This window comes from Pantoea sp. SGAir0430 (assembly GCF_043549295.1).
In genome coordinates this window covers 1,577,656-1,597,179 of sequence record NZ_CP039427.1, presented here as the reverse complement: position 1 = coordinate 1,597,179, position 19,524 = coordinate 1,577,656, and the positions used below count along the sequence as shown (strand labels likewise).

Annotated in this window: 13 protein-coding genes; 6 read left to right on the top strand and 7 right to left on the bottom strand. The window is 57.0% G+C overall.

Annotated elements, in window-relative coordinates; translation table 11 throughout:
* Positions 1–322: 322 nt before the first annotated feature.
* The 4 genes from aat to trxB form a co-directional block, all read right to left on the bottom strand.
* Positions 323–1,015: a leucyl/phenylalanyl-tRNA--protein transferase gene (gene aat, locus E7738_RS07695; RefSeq protein ID WP_031279861.1), complete on the bottom strand. Its 693-nt coding sequence runs from the start codon at positions 1,013–1,015 to the stop codon at positions 323–325.
* 32 nt (positions 1,016–1,047) lie between these two features.
* Positions 1,048–2,778: a heme ABC transporter ATP-binding protein/permease CydC gene (gene cydC, locus E7738_RS07690; RefSeq protein WP_394516258.1), complete on the bottom strand. Its 1,731-nt coding sequence runs from the start codon at positions 2,776–2,778 to the stop codon at positions 1,048–1,050.
* Positions 2,778–4,550 carry a heme ABC transporter permease/ATP-binding protein CydD gene (cydD, locus tag E7738_RS07685; RefSeq protein WP_394516257.1) on the bottom strand — a complete coding sequence of 591 codons (1,773 nt, stop codon included), beginning with the start codon at positions 4,548–4,550 and terminating at the stop codon, positions 2,778–2,780. Before cydD ends, cydC begins: the two co-directional genes overlap by 1 nt.
* A gap of 145 nt (positions 4,551–4,695) precedes the next feature.
* Positions 4,696–5,661 (bottom strand): thioredoxin-disulfide reductase, encoded by a 966-nt coding sequence (gene trxB / locus E7738_RS07680; RefSeq protein WP_058775366.1) that lies wholly within the window; start codon positions 5,659–5,661, stop codon positions 4,696–4,698.
* A 521-nt stretch (positions 5,662–6,182) separates the two neighbouring features.
* On the opposite strand from trxB, the gene lrp reads away from it, so the two are divergent.
* The 6 genes from lrp to E7738_RS07650 all read left to right on the top strand — a co-directional run bounded on the left by lrp (position 6,183) and on the right by E7738_RS07650 (position 15,210).
* The gene (gene lrp, locus E7738_RS07675; RefSeq protein ID WP_006118610.1) at positions 6,183–6,677 is read left to right on the top strand and encodes a leucine-responsive transcriptional regulator Lrp; all 495 of its coding nucleotides are present in this window, start codon (positions 6,183–6,185) and stop codon (positions 6,675–6,677) included.
* A 119-nt stretch (positions 6,678–6,796) separates the two neighbouring features.
* Positions 6,797–10,216 (top strand): DNA translocase FtsK 4TM domain-containing protein, encoded by a 3,420-nt coding sequence (locus E7738_RS07670; RefSeq protein ID WP_394516256.1) that lies wholly within the window; start codon positions 6,797–6,799, stop codon positions 10,214–10,216.
* A 173-nt stretch (positions 10,217–10,389) separates the two neighbouring features.
* The gene (lolA, locus tag E7738_RS07665) at positions 10,390–11,001 is read left to right on the top strand and encodes an outer membrane lipoprotein chaperone LolA (protein WP_010618286.1); all 612 of its coding nucleotides are present in this window, start codon (positions 10,390–10,392) and stop codon (positions 10,999–11,001) included.
* 7 nt (positions 11,002–11,008) lie between these two features.
* A complete protein-coding gene (locus E7738_RS07660) occupies positions 11,009–12,355 on the top strand; it encodes a replication-associated recombination protein A (protein ID WP_262263957.1) in 1,347 nt (448 codons plus the stop codon).
* 97 nt (positions 12,356–12,452) lie between these two features.
* A complete protein-coding gene (gene serS / locus E7738_RS07655; RefSeq protein WP_394516255.1) occupies positions 12,453–13,745 on the top strand; it encodes a serine--tRNA ligase in 1,293 nt (430 codons plus the stop codon).
* A gap of 313 nt (positions 13,746–14,058) precedes the next feature.
* Positions 14,059–15,210 carry an MFS transporter gene (locus E7738_RS07650; RefSeq protein ID WP_394516254.1) on the top strand — a complete coding sequence of 384 codons (1,152 nt, stop codon included), beginning with the start codon at positions 14,059–14,061 and terminating at the stop codon, positions 15,208–15,210.
* 98 nt (positions 15,211–15,308) lie between these two features.
* Here the strand turns inward: E7738_RS07650 and pflA are convergent, their stop codons facing one another.
* The 3 genes from pflA to focA form a co-directional block, all read right to left on the bottom strand.
* Complete coding sequence (pflA, locus tag E7738_RS07645) at positions 15,309–16,049, bottom strand: pyruvate formate lyase 1-activating protein (RefSeq protein WP_058757766.1); 741 nt, start codon at positions 16,047–16,049, stop codon at positions 15,309–15,311.
* A gap of 163 nt (positions 16,050–16,212) precedes the next feature.
* Positions 16,213–18,495: a formate C-acetyltransferase gene (gene pflB, locus E7738_RS07640; RefSeq protein WP_058769544.1), complete on the bottom strand. Its 2,283-nt coding sequence runs from the start codon at positions 18,493–18,495 to the stop codon at positions 16,213–16,215.
* Between the two features lie 69 nt (positions 18,496–18,564).
* Positions 18,565–19,425, bottom strand: a complete 861-nt coding sequence (gene focA / locus E7738_RS07635) for a formate transporter FocA (RefSeq protein ID WP_021508350.1) — start codon at positions 19,423–19,425, stop codon at positions 18,565–18,567.
* Between the last annotated feature and the right edge of the window lie 99 nt (positions 19,426–19,524).

Here is a 19,524-nt window from a genome sequence, read left to right as displayed (position 1 = left end):
ACTGTTGAACCGGCAAGATAATGCCGAATTCCATGATTTATGTAAAGAAACGTTGGCTGTTTTTGCCAACGCTTCGCCGTGCGTCGCGCCGCTGCGCGTGCATTACGGATAAATTCGGGTGTTTTTGACGTCTGCGGGGGATTAGCGGGCTAAGAATCTGCAGCAATCGGCATCGGGTGCGCAACTGAAACAGCTTCGGGAACAGGGTGAGATTCCCAGCCTGGCAATTCCGGCTCGCCACAGCGAAGCGCGGACGACATACCAAACTCGCTTATTGTATCACTTTTGTCGGGAATTGTGTGCAAAACATCTGTGGGGACAGTCAAAAAAGGGTTTGTGTTTGCCAGCAGCCAGCCTGCACCGGTTGCCAGGCCAGCGTTTGCACGTATTGCAGATAATCGACGCGCGGAATTTCAACTGCGCCCAGCGAGGCGGTATGCGGATTCAGCACCTGACAATCGATCAGCCGTCCCTGATGCGCAATAAAGTGCTGTGAGAAAACCCACAGCGCGGTTTTAGAGGCATTTTCCGCCCGGCTGAACATCGACTCGCCGCAAAAAATCTGTCCGAGCGCCAGGCCATACATGCCGCCAACCAGACGTTGATCCTGCCAGACTTCAATTGAGTGCGCATGGCCCAGTTCATACAGGCGCAGCCAGGCGCGTTTCACTTCAAAGGTGATCCAGGTGCCTTCCTGACGCCCGCTGGCGCAACCTTCCACCACCTGAGCAAAGGCGTGATTCATGGTGACGCGATAGGGCGAACGGCGATGGAAGCGCGCCATGCTGCGGCTGAGATGAAACGACTCCGGTAGCAGGACCGCGCGAGGATCTGGCGACCACCATAAAATTGGATCGCCGGGCGAAAACCACGGAAAAATACCGCGCTGATAGGCATTCATCAGGCGGGCAGGGGAGAGATCGCCGCCCATGGCCAGCAGGCCGTTTGGTTCACGCAGCGCCATCTCCGGCGGCGGGAAATTGAGCGAATCCCGGGAAAGTTGTACCAGTCTCATGGCGTCGGTCACCCTCAGGCTAAACGCATAGACTATAGCGCAAAGCGCTGCTGGAAACGCCAGTAGCGTCCCGCTTTTGAGATTAATTCGTCATGGCTGCCGGATTCGATAATCTGCCCACCGTCAAGCACACAGATGCGATCCATTGTTTCCAGTCCGCTCAGGCGATGCGTCACCATGATCAACGTTTTTCCCTGGCTAACCTGCTGTAGTAACGTGAGAATCTGCTGCTCGGTCGCGGCATCCAGACCCTCGGTCGGCTCATCCAGCAGCCACAGATCGCCATCGTGCAGCAGCGCACGGGCAATCGCCAGGCGGCGCAGTTCACCGCCGGACAGCGGCCGGCCACCTTCACCCATCCACGCATTCAACCCTTCATTGTGCTGCGTCAGATGCACCAGCCCAACCCGCTGCAATACGTCAATCAGCTCTGCATCGCTGGCCTGTGGTGCTGCCAGCAGCAGGTTAGCGCGCAGCGTCTGGCTGAACAGATGGACGCGCTGCGTGACAACGCTGATGCGCTGACGCAGGCTGGCTTCGTCCCACGCCGCCAGATCAATCCCGTTCAGGCGAATCGTGCCGCGCTGCGCTTCCCAGCCGCGCGTGATCAGCGCCAGCAGGCTGGATTTCCCGCAGCCGGTCGGGCCCAGCAGCGCCAGATGTTCACCGGCTGCTAACGTCAGGGAGAAATTGTGCAGCACCGCTTCTGGCCGCTGCGGATAGCTGAAATCGATCTGTTCCAGCGTCAGGCTGAGGCCGCGCTGCGTCGCAACCGGTTGTGTCGGGAAGTGAATGGCTGGCGGTTGATCGATGATCTCCTGCACGCGCTGCGCCGCGTGCGTCACCTGCGCCAGTGGCAGAAATGCGCCGGCCACCGGTGCCAGCGCTTCAAACGCGGCCAGCGCGCAAAACACAAACAGGGCAATCAGTGCACCCGGTGTGCTATTGGTGCCGACGCCGCTGGCGGCCAGCCACAGCAGCAGCGTAACGGTACTGCCGGCGATCAACGTAAGCAGGCTCTGCGCCACCGCCTGCAGCCGGTGTTGCTGCTGCTGCGCCTGTTGCCACGCACGTTCTTCCTGATCCAGCCGCTGTCGCCACAGCGCCGCCGCGCCGTAAATCTGCAGCTCGGCCAGTCCGCTGAGCCAGTGCGTCAGTTGCAGGCGCCAGCGAGCCTGGTAACGGGCAATCTGCGCGCCGGTGCGCGCGCCGAGTCGCCAGAAAAGCGGCGGCATCAGCAGCAGCGTCAGCAACATGATCGCCCCAAGCAGCAGCGCCAGTCGCATATCGAGTAGCGCCAGGCCACAGGTCACCACCACAATCACCACCGCCGCACCCAGCAGTGGAGAAATAACGCGTAAATAGAGATGGTCGAGGGTATCAACATCGCTGACAAATCGGTTCAGCAGTTCGCCGTGACGAAAGCGCGCCAGCTGCGCCGGTGCCAGCGCCATCAGCCGGCTGAAGGTAAAGACGCGCAGATGCTGCAGCACGCGGAAAGTGGCGTCGTGGCTCACCAGCCGTTCAAAATAGCGCGCGGCGGTGCGGGTGATTGCCGCGCCACGCACACCAGCTGCGGGCAGCATGTAATTGAAGCTGTACAAGCCGGCGACGCCAGCCAGCGAAGAGGCAGCAAGAAACCAGCCGGACAGCGTCAGCAAGCCGATGCTGGCGAGCAGCGTGACAATCGCCAGCACCACGCCAAGACCTAAACGCCACGGATGGCGGCGATACAGGCGCAGGAAAGGCAGTAACGTGCGCATCAGGCAATCTCCTTCTGACGATGCTGCGCCAGCTCGCGCAGCGGGCCGGCTTCAGCGATCAGCTGTTGCCAGTGGCCCTGCTGCACCAGTTGTCCGGCCTGCATCACCCACACCTCATCCCATTGGTCGAGGGCGTGCAGCTGATGGGTAATCATTAACGTAGTTTGCTGCTGTGCGGCCTGCTGTAGCGCGCCCATCACGTGCTGCTCACTCTGGCTGTCGAGCCCGGATCCCGGTTCGTCCAGCAGCAGCAGGCGGGCCGGTTTCAGCAGCGCCCGCGCAACGGCGATGCGCTGTGCCTGCCCAACGGACAGGCCGATGCCGCCATCGCCAACTGGCGTATCCAGCCCCTGCGGCAGACGCGACAAAAATTCGCTGACGCCAGCGCGCTGCAGCACGGCGGTCAGCGTGGCCTCGTCCACCGGCGTGTCAGTGAGCTGGAGATTGTCACGCAGCGTCGCCGCCGGCAGCTGCGGATTTTGTCCTACCCAGGCCAGCTGCTGCTGCCAGCTGCTGCGGCTGATGTCGCGCAGTTCCTGGCCGTTAATGCACAGTGAACCCTGGTAGGGCAGAAAACCGAGCAGGACATTCATCAGCGCACTTTTTCCGGCGCCGCTTTGCCCGACCAGCGCCACGCGCTGACCGGGAGTAAGGCTGAAATTCAGCGGCTGTGACAGCGCCTCGCCGGTAGCGGTCATGATCACCAGATCCTGCGCCCGGAGGGAGAATGGCGCGTCAGCATCCAGCGTTTGCGTGGCCGCCTGCGGCGCGTGCTGGGGCGTTTCGCGCAGGAAGGTATCCAGCGCGTCTGCGCCGCCCACCGCCTGCGCTTTGGCATGGTAAAAGGTGCCAAGATCGCGCAGCGGCTGGAAAAATTCGGGGGCAAGAATCAGCGCGAGGAAACCGGCAAACAGCGTCACGCCGGTGCCGTAGTGGCCAAAATTGAGTTCACCCAGGTACGAGAAGCCGAAATAGACCGCGACCACGGCAATCGCCAGCGAGGCGAAAAACTCCAGTACCGCCGAGGAGAGAAAGGCGAGGCGCAGCACTTCCATGGTGCGCTGACGAAAATCCTGCGTGCTGGTGGCAATTGCCTGCTGTTCAGCGTCCGCGCGGTGAAACAGGCGCAGCGTTTCGCGTCCGCGCAGCCGGTCATAGAAATCGCCACTCAGACGCGCCAGCGCGAGGAAATTACGGCGATTGGCATCGGCCGCGCCCATGCCGACCAGCGCCATAAACAGCGGAATCAGCGGCGCGGTCGCCAGCAGAATCAGCCCGGCGGCCCAGTTAATCGGGAAGATGGCGATGAGGATGGCGCAGGGGACAAAAACCGCCAGCGACATCTGCGGCAGATAGCGCGCGTAATACTCCTGCATCTCTTCAATCTGTTCCAGCAGCAGCGTGGCCCAGCTCCCGGCCGGCTTGCCCTGAATCCAGGCCGGACCGAGCGCGTTCAGCCGGTCCAGCACCTGTTGCCGCAGCGCACGGCGAATCGCCACGCCGGCCCTGAAGCCGGCCATCTCACGACCGTAGTGCAGCGCGGCGCGCAGTGCGAAGCACAGCAGTAGTAACAGGAAATCACTCACCAGTTCAGCGCGGGGTTGCTGTTCCACCAGCAGTTTTTGCAGCAGGGAGGCCAGTAGCCAGGCCTGGGCGATGAGAATTAACGCCGCAGCAAAACCTGCCAGCGAAGCCAGTCGCAGGCTGCGTGCACCATGATGACGTTGCTGGCGTAACCAGCGCAGCAGTTCGTGTTGCCGTGATTTGTTCATGCGAAGCCGTTTGATCACCGTGACGAGAGGCAAAATCCGACGCTAAATACCGGACAGACGGGTGGCAGAACTGTAGCACGCAGGCGATAAAAAAGGCGACCAAAAGTGGCCGCCTCAGTGCAATTATGATCAGATAATTAACAACTTACTTATCGTTTTTAACCAGACCATCCAGATAACGTTCCGCATCCAGCGCGGCCATACAGCCGGTACCGGCAGAGGTAATGGCCTGACGATAGATGTGGTCCATTACGTCACCGGCAGCGAACACGCCCGGCACGCTGGTCTGTGTCGCATTGCCCTGCAGGCCGGACTGCACTTTGATATAGCCGTTTTCCAGATCCAGCTGGCCATCGAAAATCGCCGTGTTCGGACTATGACCGATGGCGACAAACAGGCCCGCCACTTCCAGCGAGAGCGGAGCTTCACCTTTGGTTGACGAGAGTTTCAACCCGGTGACGCCCATCTGATCGCCTACCACCTCGTCCAGCGCGCGGTCAGTGTGCAGCACGATGTTGCCGTTACGCACTTTCTCCATCAGGCGGTCAATCAGGATTTTCTCAGCGCGGAAGCTGTCACGACGGTGAATCAGGTGCACTTCGGAAGCGATGTTTGCCAGATAGAGCGCCTCTTCAACGGCCGTATTACCGCCGCCGATAACCGCGACTTTTTGGTTGCGATAGAAGAAACCATCACAGGTGGCGCAGGCCGAAACCCCTTTGCCTTTGAATGCCTCTTCTGACGGCAGGCCGAGGTAGCGCGCTGAAGCACCGGTCGCGATGATCAGCGCATCCGCCGTGTATTCGCCGCTGTCGCCGGTCAGGCGGAACGGACGGTTCTGCAAATCAACCGTGTGAATATGATCAAAGATGATTTCGGTGTTGAACTTCTCAGCATGCTCCTGCATGCGTTCCATCAGCGCAGGGCCGGTCAGATCGTGCGGGTCGCCCGGCCAGTTTTCGACTTCAGTCGTGGTGGTGAGCTGGCCGCCTTTTTCCAGTCCGGTAATCAAAACCGGGTTCAGGTTAGCGCGGGCGGCATAAACCGCTGCGGTGTAACCGGCAGGGCCGGAGCCCAGAATGAGCAGCTTACTGTGTTTGGCCGTACTCATGCGTTCCTCAGTGTGTGTCTGACAACATAGTTTTCGATTGTAGGGAAATTACTGTCGCAAAAAAAGGTTTCAGCAATTTTGTTAACAATCACTGCAAGCGGCGTAGACGATGAATGGCAATTCTGCACGCGCGCTGCGCCAAAAGGGGGCATTGCTCGGCAATTTGTGGTGCAGCTGTATAAAAATTCTCATTTAAAAACAGCAACCCAGTACGCTGTCTGGCATCTTGTACTGAATTTGGATGTTTTACTTTGACAATCGCCTGCGCTTTTGCGAAAACATTGTCAGAAGCAGAGAAAATTTAGCGGTTCGAAACAGAATTTCAGCTCTGTTTTGCGCAATTTCGCCAAATAAACTCAGCCTGACATTGGTAATGACGCATGATGTGGACAGACAGCATGCGTCATACGGATGGTCGCGTTACTGCACAGGCTTAAAGACTTCACTTCAGTAAGGCCCTGAACATTGAACGTTTTCAGGGTTTGGCAGGTAAAGGGAAGGAATTAAGAGAGACAATAATAATGGTAGACAACAAGAAACGCCCCGGAAAAGATCTGGATCGGATCGACAGAAATATTCTGAATGAACTGCAGAAAGACGGTCGTATTTCCAACGTTGAGCTTTCAAAACGTGTCGGCCTCTCGCCAACACCTTGTCTTGAACGCGTACGTCGCCTGGAACGTCAGGGTTTCATTCTGGGCTACACCGCGCAGCTGAACCCGCACTATCTCGATGCTTCACTGCTGGTATTCGTTGAGATTACTCTGAATCGCGGCGCGCCGGATGTGTTTGAACAATTTAACGCCGCCGTACAAAAACTTGAGGAAACTCAAGAATGTCACCTCGTTTCCGGTGACTTTGACTACCTGTTGAAAACCCGCGTGCCGGATATGTCCGCCTATCGTAAACTGCTGGGTGAGACCTTGCTGCGCCTGCCGGGCGTCAACGACACCCGTACCTACGTGGTGATGGAAGAGGTCAAACAGAGCAATCGTCTGGTGATTAAGACCCGGTAACGCAGGGCAGGTGCAAAGCTTGCAGGATTTCGGTACACTCCTGTGAATTCATACAGGACCAGCGTCAGGCAAGCCTGGCGCTGTTGCCTTCTTAATTTACAGGCACCTGGAGAGTTCTCTTGAGCCAGGAATATACAGAAGATAAAGACGTTTCATTACAACCACTGAGCAGCGGACGTCGGCTGCTGGAAGCGTTGCTCATCCTGGTGGCCTTGTTTGCCATCTATCTGATGGTGTCGCTGGTTAGCTTTAATCCCTCCGATCCCAGCTGGTCACAAACCGCCTGGCACGAGCCGATCCACAATCTGGGCGGCAGCGTGGGCGCATGGCTGGCTGATACCCTGCTGTTTATTTTTGGTGTGATGGCCTACGCCATTCCGCCAGTGATTATTGGTCTGTGCTGGATCACCTTCCGTCAGCGCGATCGCCAGGATTACATCGACTATTTTGCGGTGGGCCTGCGGCTGATTGGCGTGCTGGCGCTGGTGGTGACCACCTGCGGACTGGCTGCGCTGAACGTGGACGATATCTGGTATTTTGCCTCCGGCGGCGTAATTGGCAGCCTGGTGAGCAATGCGATGGCGCCGTGGTTCAGCGGTGCCGGTGGCACGCTGACGCTGCTGTGCGTCTGGGCGGCGGGTATCACGCTTTATACCGGCTGGTCCTGGCTGGCGATTGCCGAGAAGATCGGCAGCGTGGTGATGGGCGTGCTGACCTTTGCCAGCAACCGCTCGCGCCATGATGAACCCTGGCAGGAAGAAGACGACTACGACGAGGCGCACCCCGACGAAGCGGTTCCGCCACTGCGCGCTGCGCCGGCTCAGGACGACGAAGATGACGTACTGCTGGCTAAGCCCCGACAGGTAGCGGAACCTGTGGCTGAAGTCGCCAGCGACGATCCCCTGCTGGCGAAAGCCAGTGCGGCTACCGCGGCTGCGCTGGCCGCCACCAGTGACGCCGCACGTCAGGCGCCGGCCGTCGCTGCGCCTGAGCCATCCGCACCGGCGGTAAACGTAGCTCCACAACCTGCGCCGTCACAGCTGACTGCGGCTGTCCCGGCATCGGCAGCCGTTGCCAGTGCGCCTGCGGCGCCAGCTATTCCGCCAGCAGAACCCACGCCAGCTGCTCCCCCGTTATATCGCTTCGAAGTGCCTGCGTCACCGGCCGCCGACGCCTTCTCGCTTGCTGAAGAAGACGATGGCCCGCGCATGGGTAACTGGCAGAGTGCCGATCAGGCCGCCACACCGCTGAATACGGCAGCCGCTGCCGCACTCGGTTCAGCGACGGCCGCCGCTGCTGCCCGCTCTGCGGCTTACACGCCAGCCTTTGATGTGGTGCCGGAGCGCGATTACAACCCGCAGGTGAAACAGGGCATCGGCCCGGAACTGCCGCGTCCTAACAAGGTTAAGCTGCCAACCCGGCGTGAGCTGGCCTCATACGGTATCAAACTGCCATCGCAACGCATGGCAGAAGAGAAGGCCCGCGAAGAGGCCGACCAGCAGCAGCCAGAAATCAGCGCCAGCTGGCAAGTGCCACAGCCGCACGATGATGATAACGCTGCGCTGCAGGAAGCCCAGCTGCGCGAAGCGTTCCATTCGCAGCAGCAGCAGCGCTACGGCGACAGCTGGCAGCAGCAGCCGGCAGAGGAAGAAGATGAAGAGGCGCTGCAGCAGGCCCAGCTGGCGCAGCAGTTTGCTCAGCAGCAGCAACAGCGTTACAGCCAGCCTGAGCAGGAGAGCGCGCCGGTATTTAATCTGGATACCTCAGCCGCGTTTGATTTCTCTCCGATGAAAGATCTGGTTGATGACACGCCGAGCGAACCGCTGTTTACCATTGCCGCCACGCCAGAGCCGGACGCTCCGGCCCAGTGGCAGCAGCCAGCGGCACCTGAGCCGGCGGTACCCGCATCGCTGAGTGAGGAAACCAGCCCGTGGTCAACGCCAGACGACGAGGTTTACGCCGCGCCGGCTGAAACGCCGAAGCCTGTCGCCCCTGCGCAGGACAGCCTGTTCCACCCCTTCCTGGTACGTCACGAACAGCCGCTGGAGAAACCTTCCACGCCGCTGCCGACGCTGGATCTGCTTACGTCGCCGCCGGCGGAAGAGGAGCCGGTGGATATGTTCGCACTGGAACAGACCGCGCGTCTGGTTGAAGCGCGTCTGGCGGATTACCGCGTAAAAGCCGAAGTGGTGGGCATCTCTCCAGGGCCGGTAATCACCCGCTTTGAACTGGATCTGGCGCCGGGCGTCAAGGCCGCACGTATTTCTAATCTGTCGCGCGACCTGGCACGTTCGCTCTCTGCCGTTGCGGTGCGTGTGGTTGAGGTGATTCCGGGCAAGCCTTATGTCGGCCTGGAGCTCCCCAATAAACATCGTCAGACCGTTTACCTGCGTGAGGTGCTGGACTGCGATAAGTTCCGCGACAACCCTTCGCCGCTATCGGTGGTGCTGGGTAAAGATATCTCTGGTCAGCCCGTGGTGGCCGATCTGGCGAAGATGCCGCACCTGCTGGTGGCCGGTACCACCGGTTCCGGTAAGTCGGTTGGCGTCAACACCATGATCATCAGCATGCTGTATAAAGCCACGCCGGAAGAAGTGCGCTTTATCATGATCGACCCGAAAATGCTTGAGCTGTCAGTGTATGAGGGCATTCCCCATCTGCTGACGGAAGTGGTCACCGACATGAAAGACGCGGCCAACGCGCTGCGCTGGAGTGTGGTCGAAATGGAGCGCCGCTATAAGCTGATGTCTGCGTTGGGCGTGCGTAATCTGGCCGGCTATAACGAGAAGATCGAGCAGGCTGCCGCAATGGGCCGGCCAATTCCGGATCCGTTCTGGAAACCGGGCGACAGCATGGACACCACGCCGCCGGTGCTGGAAAAACTGCCGTACATTGTGGTGCTGGTTGATGAGTTCGCTGACCTGATGATGGCGGTGGGCAAGAAGGTCGAAGAGCTGATCGCGCGTCTGGCACAGAAAGCCCGTGCGGCAGGTATTCACCTGGTGCTGGCTACCCAGCGTCCGTCGGTGGATGTGATTACCGGCCTGATTAAGGCTAACATTCCGACGCGTATTGCCTTTACCGTATCCAGTAAAATTGACTCGCGTACCATTCTCGATCAGGGCGGTGCGGAATCCCTGCTGGGTATGGGTGACATGCTTTACATGCCACCTAACTCCTCCATGCCGGTACGTGTTCACGGCGCCTTTGTGCGTGACCAGGAAGTGCATGCAGTCGTGCAGGACTGGAAAGCGCGTGGGCGACCGCAGTACATCGACAGCATTACCGCCGGTGAAGAGAGTGAAAGCGGTGCTGGCGGCCTGGACGGCGATGAAGAGCTGGATCCGCTGTTTGACCAGGCGGTGGCGTTCGTGGTGGAGAAACGCCGCGCGTCGATCTCCGGCGTGCAGCGCCAGTTCCGTATTGGCTACAACCGCGCGGCGCGGATTATCGAACAGATGGAGGCGCAGGGCATTGTCTCGGAGCCAGGCCACAACGGTAACCGTGAAGTGCTGTCACCGCCACCTCACGAAATGTAAGACTTTTCTCCGCAGTGTTATGCCGGGCCAGTGTAAACTGGCCCGTTGTTTATCTGTGGTCCGATCCCCATATCATTGGGAGCTTTCGGCTTTTTCTCCTGTCGAACTGACGGAGCGGCGACTACGGTTAATGCAGTAAGTGTCAGGAAACCATGAATAAGGAATCGTATCAGATGAAATTTCGCGTTATTGCCTGTGGCCTGCTGGCCGGTTTTGTTGCTTCTTCTGCCCTGGCGGATGCTTCCAGCGATCTGCAGCAGCGCCTTAATAAAGTGAACAGCTTCCATGCCAGCTTCAGTCAGAAGGTGACTGACGGTAGCGGCGCAAATGTGCAGGACGGCGAAGGCGAACTGTGGGTAAAACGTCCGAGCCTGTTTAACTGGCACATGACTGCACCGGACGAAAGCGTGATTATCTCCGACGGTAAAAATCTGTGGTTCTATAATCCTTTTGTGGAACAGGCGAGCGTTAGCCTGCTGCAGAATGCCACCAGCAACACGCCGTTTATGCTGATTGCGCGTAACCAGCCCTCTGACTGGCAGCAGTACAACATTAAGCAGCAGGGGGATAATTTTGAGCTGACGCCTAAAAGCAGCGATGGCAACCTGAAACAGTTCACCATCAATGTCACTTCCGCAGGCACCATCAATCAGTTCAGCGCGATCGAGCAGGATGGACAGCGCAGCAGCTATCAGCTGAAGAGCCAGAAAAACGGCGCTATCAGCCCGGATAAATTCACCTTTACGCCGCCAAAAGGGGTAACGGTGGACGATCAACGTCAGTGAGGTGAGGGTGAGTAACCTGTCGCTGGATTTTGCACCGTCAAATGAGTTCAGACCGCTGGCTGCGCGTATGCGGCCAGCGACGCTGCAGCAATATATTGGTCAGCAGCATCTGCTCGCGGCCGGTAAGCCGTTGCCGCGCGCTATTGAAGCGGGTCAGCTGCACTCCATGATCTTATGGGGACCGCCGGGTACCGGTAAAACCACGCTGGCGGAGATCATCGCGCATTACGGCAAAGCCGATGTCGAACGCATTTCAGCGGTGACTTCCGGCGTTAAAGAGATCCGCGAGGCCATTGAGCGCGCGCGGCAGAATCGCCAGGTGGGGCGTCGCACTATTCTGTTTGTTGATGAGGTGCATCGCTTCAATAAGAGCCAGCAGGATGCGTTTTTGCCACACATTGAAGACGGCACCATCACCTTCATTGGCGCAACCACGGAAAATCCCTCCTTTGAACTGAACTCGGCACTGCTGTCGCGCGCGCGCGTTTATCTGCTTAAATCGCTGACCAGCGCGGATATCGAACAGGTGCTGGAACAGGCGATGCAGGATAAAACACGCGGTTACGGCGACAGCGATATTCTGTTACCGGACAATACCCGGCGCATGATCGCTGAACTGGTCAACGGTGATGCACGACGCGCGCTGAATACGCTGGAAATGATGGCCGATATGGCTGAGCTCAATGCGCAGGGACAGCGGGAGCTAACGCCTCAGCTGCTGAATGAAGTGTCGGGTGAACGCGCGGCGCGTTTCGATAACAAAGGCGACCGCTTTTACGATCTCATCTCGGCACTGCACAAATCGGTTCGCGGTTCAGCCCCGGATGCGGCGCTTTACTGGTACGCGCGCATCATCACTGCCGGTGGCGATCCGCTGTACGTGGCGCGGCGGCTGCTGGCGATTGCTTCGGAAGATGTCGGTAATGCCGATCCGCGCGCCATGCAGGTAGCAATTGCCGCATGGGATTGTTTTACCCGCGTCGGGCCTGCGGAAGGGGAACGTGCAATTGCCCAGGCAATTGTTTATCTGGCCTGCGCGCCAAAAAGTAATGCTGTCTATACCGCCTTTAAAGCGGCGATGCGTGATGCGCGTGAGTTCCCGGATTACGATGTGCCGGAACATCTGCGCAATGCACCGACGAAGCTGATGAAAGAAATGGGCCTCGGCAAAGAGTACCGTTACGCGCATGACGAACCCAATGCCTATGCGGCCGGCGAGGTGTTTTTCCCGCCGGAAATGGCGCAGACGCGCTACTATCAACCCACCAATCGTGGCCTTGAAAGCAAGATCGGTGAAAAACTCGCCTGGCTTGCTGAACAGGATCAAAATAGCCCGATAAAACGCTACCGCTGATAAACGCGTTACGGTAAGGTGAGCAAGGATTTCAATGCATTCCGGTGGAATGCATCCCTCCATTCGTTCAATCAACCTTTTATTACACAGGATAAGCATGCTCGATCCCAATCTGCTGCGTAATGAGCCAGACGCAGTCGCAGAAAAACTGGCACGCCGGGGATTTAAACTGGATGTGGATACGCTGCGCTCCCTCGAAGAGCGTCGTAAGGTTTTGCAGGTAGAAACTGAAAACCTGCAGGCTGAGCGTAACTCCCGCTCCAAATCCATCGGTCAGGCCAAAGCACGTGGGGAAGATATCGAGCCGCTGCGTCAGGAAGTGAACGCACTGGGCGAACGCCTGGATGCGGCGAAAGCAGAGCTGGATACCCTGCAGAACGAAATTCGCGACTTTGCACTCGCGCTGCCTAACCTGCCGGCCGATGAAGTGCCGCTGGGTAAAGACGACAGCGAAAATCAGGAAGTAAGCCGCTGGGGCCAGCCGCGCCAGTTCGATTTCCCGGTAAAAGACCATGTTGAGCTGGGTGAAGCGGTCAAAGGTCTGGATTTCGCTTCGGCGGTGAAACTGACCGGTTCGCGCTTTATCGTGATGCAGGGCCAGATTGCCCGTCTGCATCGCGCGCTGAGCCAGTTCATGATCGATCTGCACAGCCAGCAGCACGGTTATCTGGAAACTTACGTGCCGTATCTGGTGAACCACGAGACGCTGTACGGTACCGGTCAGTTACCTAAGTTTGGTGAGGATCTGTTCCACACTAAACCGCTGGGCGAAGAAGCAGGCAGCAGCAACTATGCACTGATCCCGACTGCAGAAGTGCCGCTGACTAACCTGGTGCGCGATGAGATCGTTGAAGAGGAATCTCTGCCGATCAAACTCACTGCCCACACGCCTTGCTTCCGTTCCGAAGCCGGTTCTTACGGACGCGATACGCGCGGTTTGATCCGTATGCACCAGTTCGACAAAGTGGAGATGGTGCAGATCGTCGCACCGGAAACCTCCATGGACGCGCTGGACGAGCTGGTCGGCCATGCGGAGAAAGTGCTGCAGCTGCTGAACCTGCCGTACCGTAAAGTGCTGCTGTGCACCGGTGACATGGGCTTTGGCTCAGCCAAAACCTATGATCTGGAAGTCTGGCTGCCGGCGCAGGACACCTACCGTGAAATCTCCTCCTGCTCGAATATGTGGGATTTCCAGGCGCGCCGCATGCAGGCTCGCTGCCGCAGCAAAACGGACAAAAAACCGCGTCTGGTGCACACGCTGAATGGTTCAGGCCTGGCGGTGGGGCGTACGCTGGTAGCCGTGCTGGAAAACTATCAGCAGGCGGATGGTCGCATTACAGTGCCGGACGTGCTGCGCCCGTATATGGGTGGGCTGGAATATATCGGCTAATTTGCACTTATGCACAAACCCGGCTCAGGCCGGGTTTTTTATTTCTTAAGCGCCTCAGCCATTATTTTTTAACCGGAATTAATCAGAAATAAACGTTATCGTCATGGCTGCGCGTCAAACCATCAAAAATGTATAAATTCATGTAGATAGATTCAGACATAAGACCTTTCTCAAGTCCTGTAACCCGCTGAAGATAAAAATAATAAATTGTTCAGCAGCAAAATGTGCGGCGCTGTTTTTTTGCACATTGACTTTGCCATCGCCAATGGCAAACTGCGCGCAAATCTGTTAATTTCTTTTGGTTTTATTCCCTATGTCAACCTGGTCGCGCCCCGTCCTGCTGCTGCTTTGCGGCTTAATGCTGATGACGGTGTCTATTGCTGTGCTTAATACGCTGGTGCCGCTGTGGCTCACCCACGATCAACTGCCGACCTGGCAGGTGGGTATGGCGAGCTCTGCTTATTACACCGGCAACTTACTGGGCACCTTGCTGGCGGGCTGGTTGATTAATCGCTATGGCTTTAATCGCTGCTTTTACCTTGCCAGCGTACTGTTTGCGCTGGCAACCATGGGCATGGTGCTGCTGGACGGCTTTTACAGCTGGACGCTGCTGCGCTTCACCGCGGGCGTAGGCTGTGCACTGATTTGGGTGGTGGTCGAGAGCGCATTACTGTGCAGTGGTACCGTGCGCAATCGCGGTCAGCTGCTGGCCGCTTATATGATCATCTATTATCTTGGCACCGTTGCCGGTCAGCTGCTGGTGAGCCGTGTCTCGACAGAGCTGCTGCACGTCATCCCCTGGGTGAGTGCGCTGATTGTCTGTGCCATGCTGCCCGTGGTGTTTGTGCAGGTCAACGCCGGTGCGGCTACTGAAGAAGCTTCAACCGGGCGGATCTGGAGCATGCTGCGCCGCCGCAGCTCGCGGTTGGGTATCAACGGCTGCATTATCTCCGGTATCGTGCTCGGTTCGCTCTACGGCCTGATGCCGCTGTATCTTTCGCATCAGGGCATGAGCGATGCCACCGTAGGTTACTGGATGGCGCTGCTGGTCAGTGCCGGGATTGTCGGTCAGTGGCCGGTAGGACGTCTTGCCGACCGCTTTGGTCGCCTGATGGTGCTGCGCGTGCAGGTGTTCGTGGTGATTCTGGGTGCGATTGCTATGCTGAGCGGAACGGCAATGGCACCGGCACTGTTTGTGCTGGGGCTGGCTGGCTTTACGCTTTATCCGGTGGCCATGTCCTGGGCGTGTGAAACGGTGGCGCATCATGAACTGGTGGCGATGAATCAGGCGCTGCTGTTCAGTTATACCGTTGGCAGTCTGGTCGGGCCGGGGATGACCGCGATGCTGATGCAGAACTATTCCGATCGCCTGCTGTTTGTGATGATTGCGGTGGTGGCGCTGGTCTATCTGGTGATGCTGCTGCGTAAAGCCGATCAGCATGCAACACCGGTGGCGCACGCCTGATGGCAGTGATTAAACGGGACATTCGCAACCTGTCGCAAATGTCCCGGCGGTAACGCTCTGTTTCTTGACGGTAAAGCTTCAGCTGCAGGCCAACCGTCTTAATACATGACGTTATGGCCGTAGCCGGCAAGAATATTTTTCACCCGCTCCATGGTCTCTTTCGTTGGCGGCTTCACGCCTTCCAGCTTGTACTCTTCACCCATCGCAATCCATTTATGCTTGCCGAGTTCGTGATAAGGCAGCAGCTCAATCTTCTCAATGTTACTCATGTCTTTAGTAAATTCACCGAGGCGATGCACCGAATCGTCATCGTCCGAATAACCCGGCACTACCACATAGCGAATCCAGGTCCTTTTACCGCGCTTTTGCAGATAGCGGGCGAAATCCAGCGTGCGGTGGTTTGACACGCCGACCAGAATTTCATGGATATCATCATTGATTTGCTTGAGGTCGAGCATCACCAGATCGGTCGCATCAAGCAGTTCATCGATCACCGGATCGTAACGACGCACAAAGCCGTTGGTGTCGAGGCAGGTATGGATGCCCTCGGCCTGGCAGGCGCGAAACCAGTCGCGCACAAATTCAGCCTGCAGAATGGCTTCACCGCCGGATGCCGTCACGCCGCCACCAGACGCATTCATAAAGTGGCGATACGACAGCACATCCCTCATCAGCTCATCGACGGTGATCTCCTTACCGCCGTGAGTGTCCCAGGTATCGCGGTTGTGGCAGTACAGGCAGCGCATCAGGCAGCCCTGGAAGAAGGTGATAAAACGGATGCCGGGACCGTCAACGGTGCCGCAGGATTCAAACGAGTGGATACGACCGATGGTTGACATTGCGATGTATTCTCCGGTTCAGCCTGGCGAGCAGGCGGCACAATCTGTGTTGTGCTCTGGGGATGTAAGTCGGTTTTGCCAGACTGCCTGCAAAAGCAGACTGGCAAAACAGGCTTGTGGAGAAAAGGCTCCCGCAGGAGCCTTTCGATTACAGTGAGAAGGATTACAGCGACTGAGTAAAGGTACGGGTAATCACATCCTGCTGCTGCTCTTTCGTCAGCGAGTTGAAACGTACAGCATAACCGGAAACGCGGATGGTCAGCTGTGGATATTTCTCAGGGTGCTCCATGGCATCCAGCAGCATTTCACGGTTCATGACGTTAACGTTCAGGTGCTGGCCGCCCTCGATACTGGCTTCGTGGTGGAAGTAACCATCCATCAGGCCAGCAAGGTTGGTTTTACGCACGTTATCATCTTTGCCCAGCGCATTCGGTACGATAGAGAAGGTATAAGAGATACCGTCTTTGGCGTAGGCAAATGGCAGTTTGGCCACGGAAGTCAGTGAAGCGACAGCACCTTTCTGGTCACGGCCATGCATTGGGTTGGCACCTGGTCCAAATGGCGCACCGGAGCGACGACCATCCGGGGTGTTACCGGTTTTCTTACCGTATACCACGTTGGAGGTGATGGTCAGTACCGACTGCGTTGGCACCGCATTACGGTAGGTCTGCAGTTTCTGAATTTTCTTCATGAAACGTTCAACCAGGTCACAGGCCAGATCATCCACGCGCGGGTCGTTGTTACCGAACTGCGGATATTCACCTTCAATTTCGAAGTCCACTGCCAGACCATCGGCGTCACGTACCGGTTTCACTTTGGCATATTTAATCGCTGAAAGTGAGTCCGCGGCGACAGACAGGCCCGCGATACCACACGCCATGGTACGATAAACGTCACGATCGTGCAGCGCCATCAGCGCGGCTTCATAACTGTACTTATCATGCATGTAGTGGATGATGTTGAGTGACGTGACGTACTGTTTTGCCAGCCAGTCCATGAAGTGGTCCAGACGCGCCATCACGGTGTCATAATCCAGCACATCATCAGTGATTGGCGCTTCTTTCGGGCCGACCTGCATTTTCAGCTTCTCATCCACACCGCCGTTGATTGCGTACAGCAGTGTTTTAGCCAGGTTGGCACGTGCGCCGAAGAACTGCATTTGTTTACCGACAATCATCGGGCTCACGCAGCAGGCGATGGCGTAGTCATCATTGTCAAAGTCCGGACGCATCAGGTCATCGTTCTCATACTGCAGCGATGAGGTGTCGATGGAGACTTTTGCCGCATATTTTTTGAAGTTAACCGGCAGTTTCTCAGACCACAGGATGGTCATGTTTGGTTCCGGTGATGGACCCATGGTGTACAGCGTGTTCAGGAAGCGGAAGGTGCTTTTCGTCACTAGCGTACGACCGTCAACGCCCATACCAGCCAGTGATTCAGTGGCCCAGATTGGGTCGCCAGAGAACAGCTCATCGTATTCCGGCGTACGCAGGAAGCGCACCATACGCAGTTTCATCACCAGATGGTCAATCAGTTCCTGCGCCTGCTCTTCGCTCAGTTTACCGGCTTTGATATCGCGCTCGATGTAAACGTCAAGGAAGGTGGACACGCGACCAAACGACATCGCGGCACCGTTTTGTGATTTCACTGCTGCGAGGTAACCGAAGTAGGTCCACTGTACTGCTTCCTGCGCGGTGGTGGCTGGCAGAGAGATATCAAAGCCATATTTGGCTGCCATCTCTTTGATCTGGCCCAGTGCGCGGTGCTGTTCAGAAATCTCTTCACGCAGGCGAATGGTGGCTTCGAGATCAACGCCATTTTCCATGTCACTCTGCAGTGAGTTGAACTGAGCCACTTTGTCTTTCATCAGGAAGTCGATGCCGTACAGCGCGACGCGACGGTAGTCACCAATAATACGACCGCGGCCGTACGCATCTGGCAGACCGGTCAGCACGCCGGATTTACGGCAGCGCAGGATATCCGGGGTGTAAACGTCAAACACGCCCTGGTTGTGGGTTTTGCGGTAATCGGTGAAAACTTTCTTCAGCGCCGGGTCCAGCTCGCGGCCGTAAACTTTACAGGAGCCTTCCACCATTTTGATGCCGCCAAACGGGATAATGGCGCGTTTCAGCGGGGCTTCAGTCTGCAGACCAACGATGGTTTCCAGCGATTTGTTAATATAGCCCGCATCGTGTGAGGTGATGGTAGACGCTAAATCAGTGTCGAAATCAACCGGTGCGTGGGTACGGTTTTCAATTTTGATGCCTTCCAGCACGCTGTCCCACAGTTTGGTGGTGGCTGGCGTCGCGCCGGCTAGGAATGCTTCGTCACCTTCATACGGCGTGTAGTTTTTTTGGATGAAGTCACGGACGTTGACGCTGTTCTGCCATTCACCGGCGCTAAATCCTTCCCAGGCTGACGCCATTTTTTCATTCAGTTCGGACATGATATACCTGCCTTATTTAGGGAGACTGTAACGTATGGCGCGCTGCTCAGCACGCCCGTACTTAATGACTCAGTGCGCGGACTCACCGTCGCGCAGATAGATAACCCAATAGGTCAACCCGACTAACAGACCGCCGCCAATGATGTTGCCGATGGTTACGGGAATCAGGTTATTAACAATAAAATCGCCAATGCCCAGTGCAGGAAATTGCGCCGCGCTGGCACCGGTCATCTGCCAGAATTCCGGGCTGGCAAAATCGCGAATCATGATGGCCATCGGGATCAGGAACATATTGGCGATGCTGTGCTCAAAGCCGCTGGCTACGAACATCGCAACCGGTAAAATCATTGCCACCATTTTGTCGAGCAGGCTACGGCCGGAGTAGCTCATCCACACCGCCAGACACACCATCAGGTTAGCCAGTGTACCGAGGCTTACCGCTTCGATAAACGTATGATGCATTTTGTGGTCGGCGGTCTGTAAGACATTTAATCCCCAGGCACCATTTGCGACCATATGCTCACCGGCCAGCCAAATCAGCGCCACAAAAAACAGCGCGCCGCACAGGTTGCCAACATAGACATTGAGCCAGTGACGACCCAGTTGCAGCCAGGTAATGCGTCCGCTGGCTTTAGCCACCACAATCAGCACCGTTGAAGTAAACAAATCAGCGCCGCAGACGACAACCAGCATCAAACCCAGTGAGAAGCAGATGCCGCCGATCAATTTGGCCATGCCGTACGGCATAGTGCCGCTGCCGGTGGTGGCGGTGATATAAAACACAAAGGCAATGGAAATAAAGACGCCAGCAGTGATAGCCAGAAAGAAGGTGGTTAAGGGATGTTTAGTCGCTTTATAGACACCGGCATCTTCTGCGACTTTTGCCATCGCCGCCGGTAATAATGAATTAAAAGGGTTGTCAGCTTTCACACTAACGCTCTCCAGAAATTGTCTGTAAAGATACTAACAAAGGAGTATAGGTCAGGAGTTGATGTGGATCATATTTGCCGAAACGGCAGGGTTAAGCAA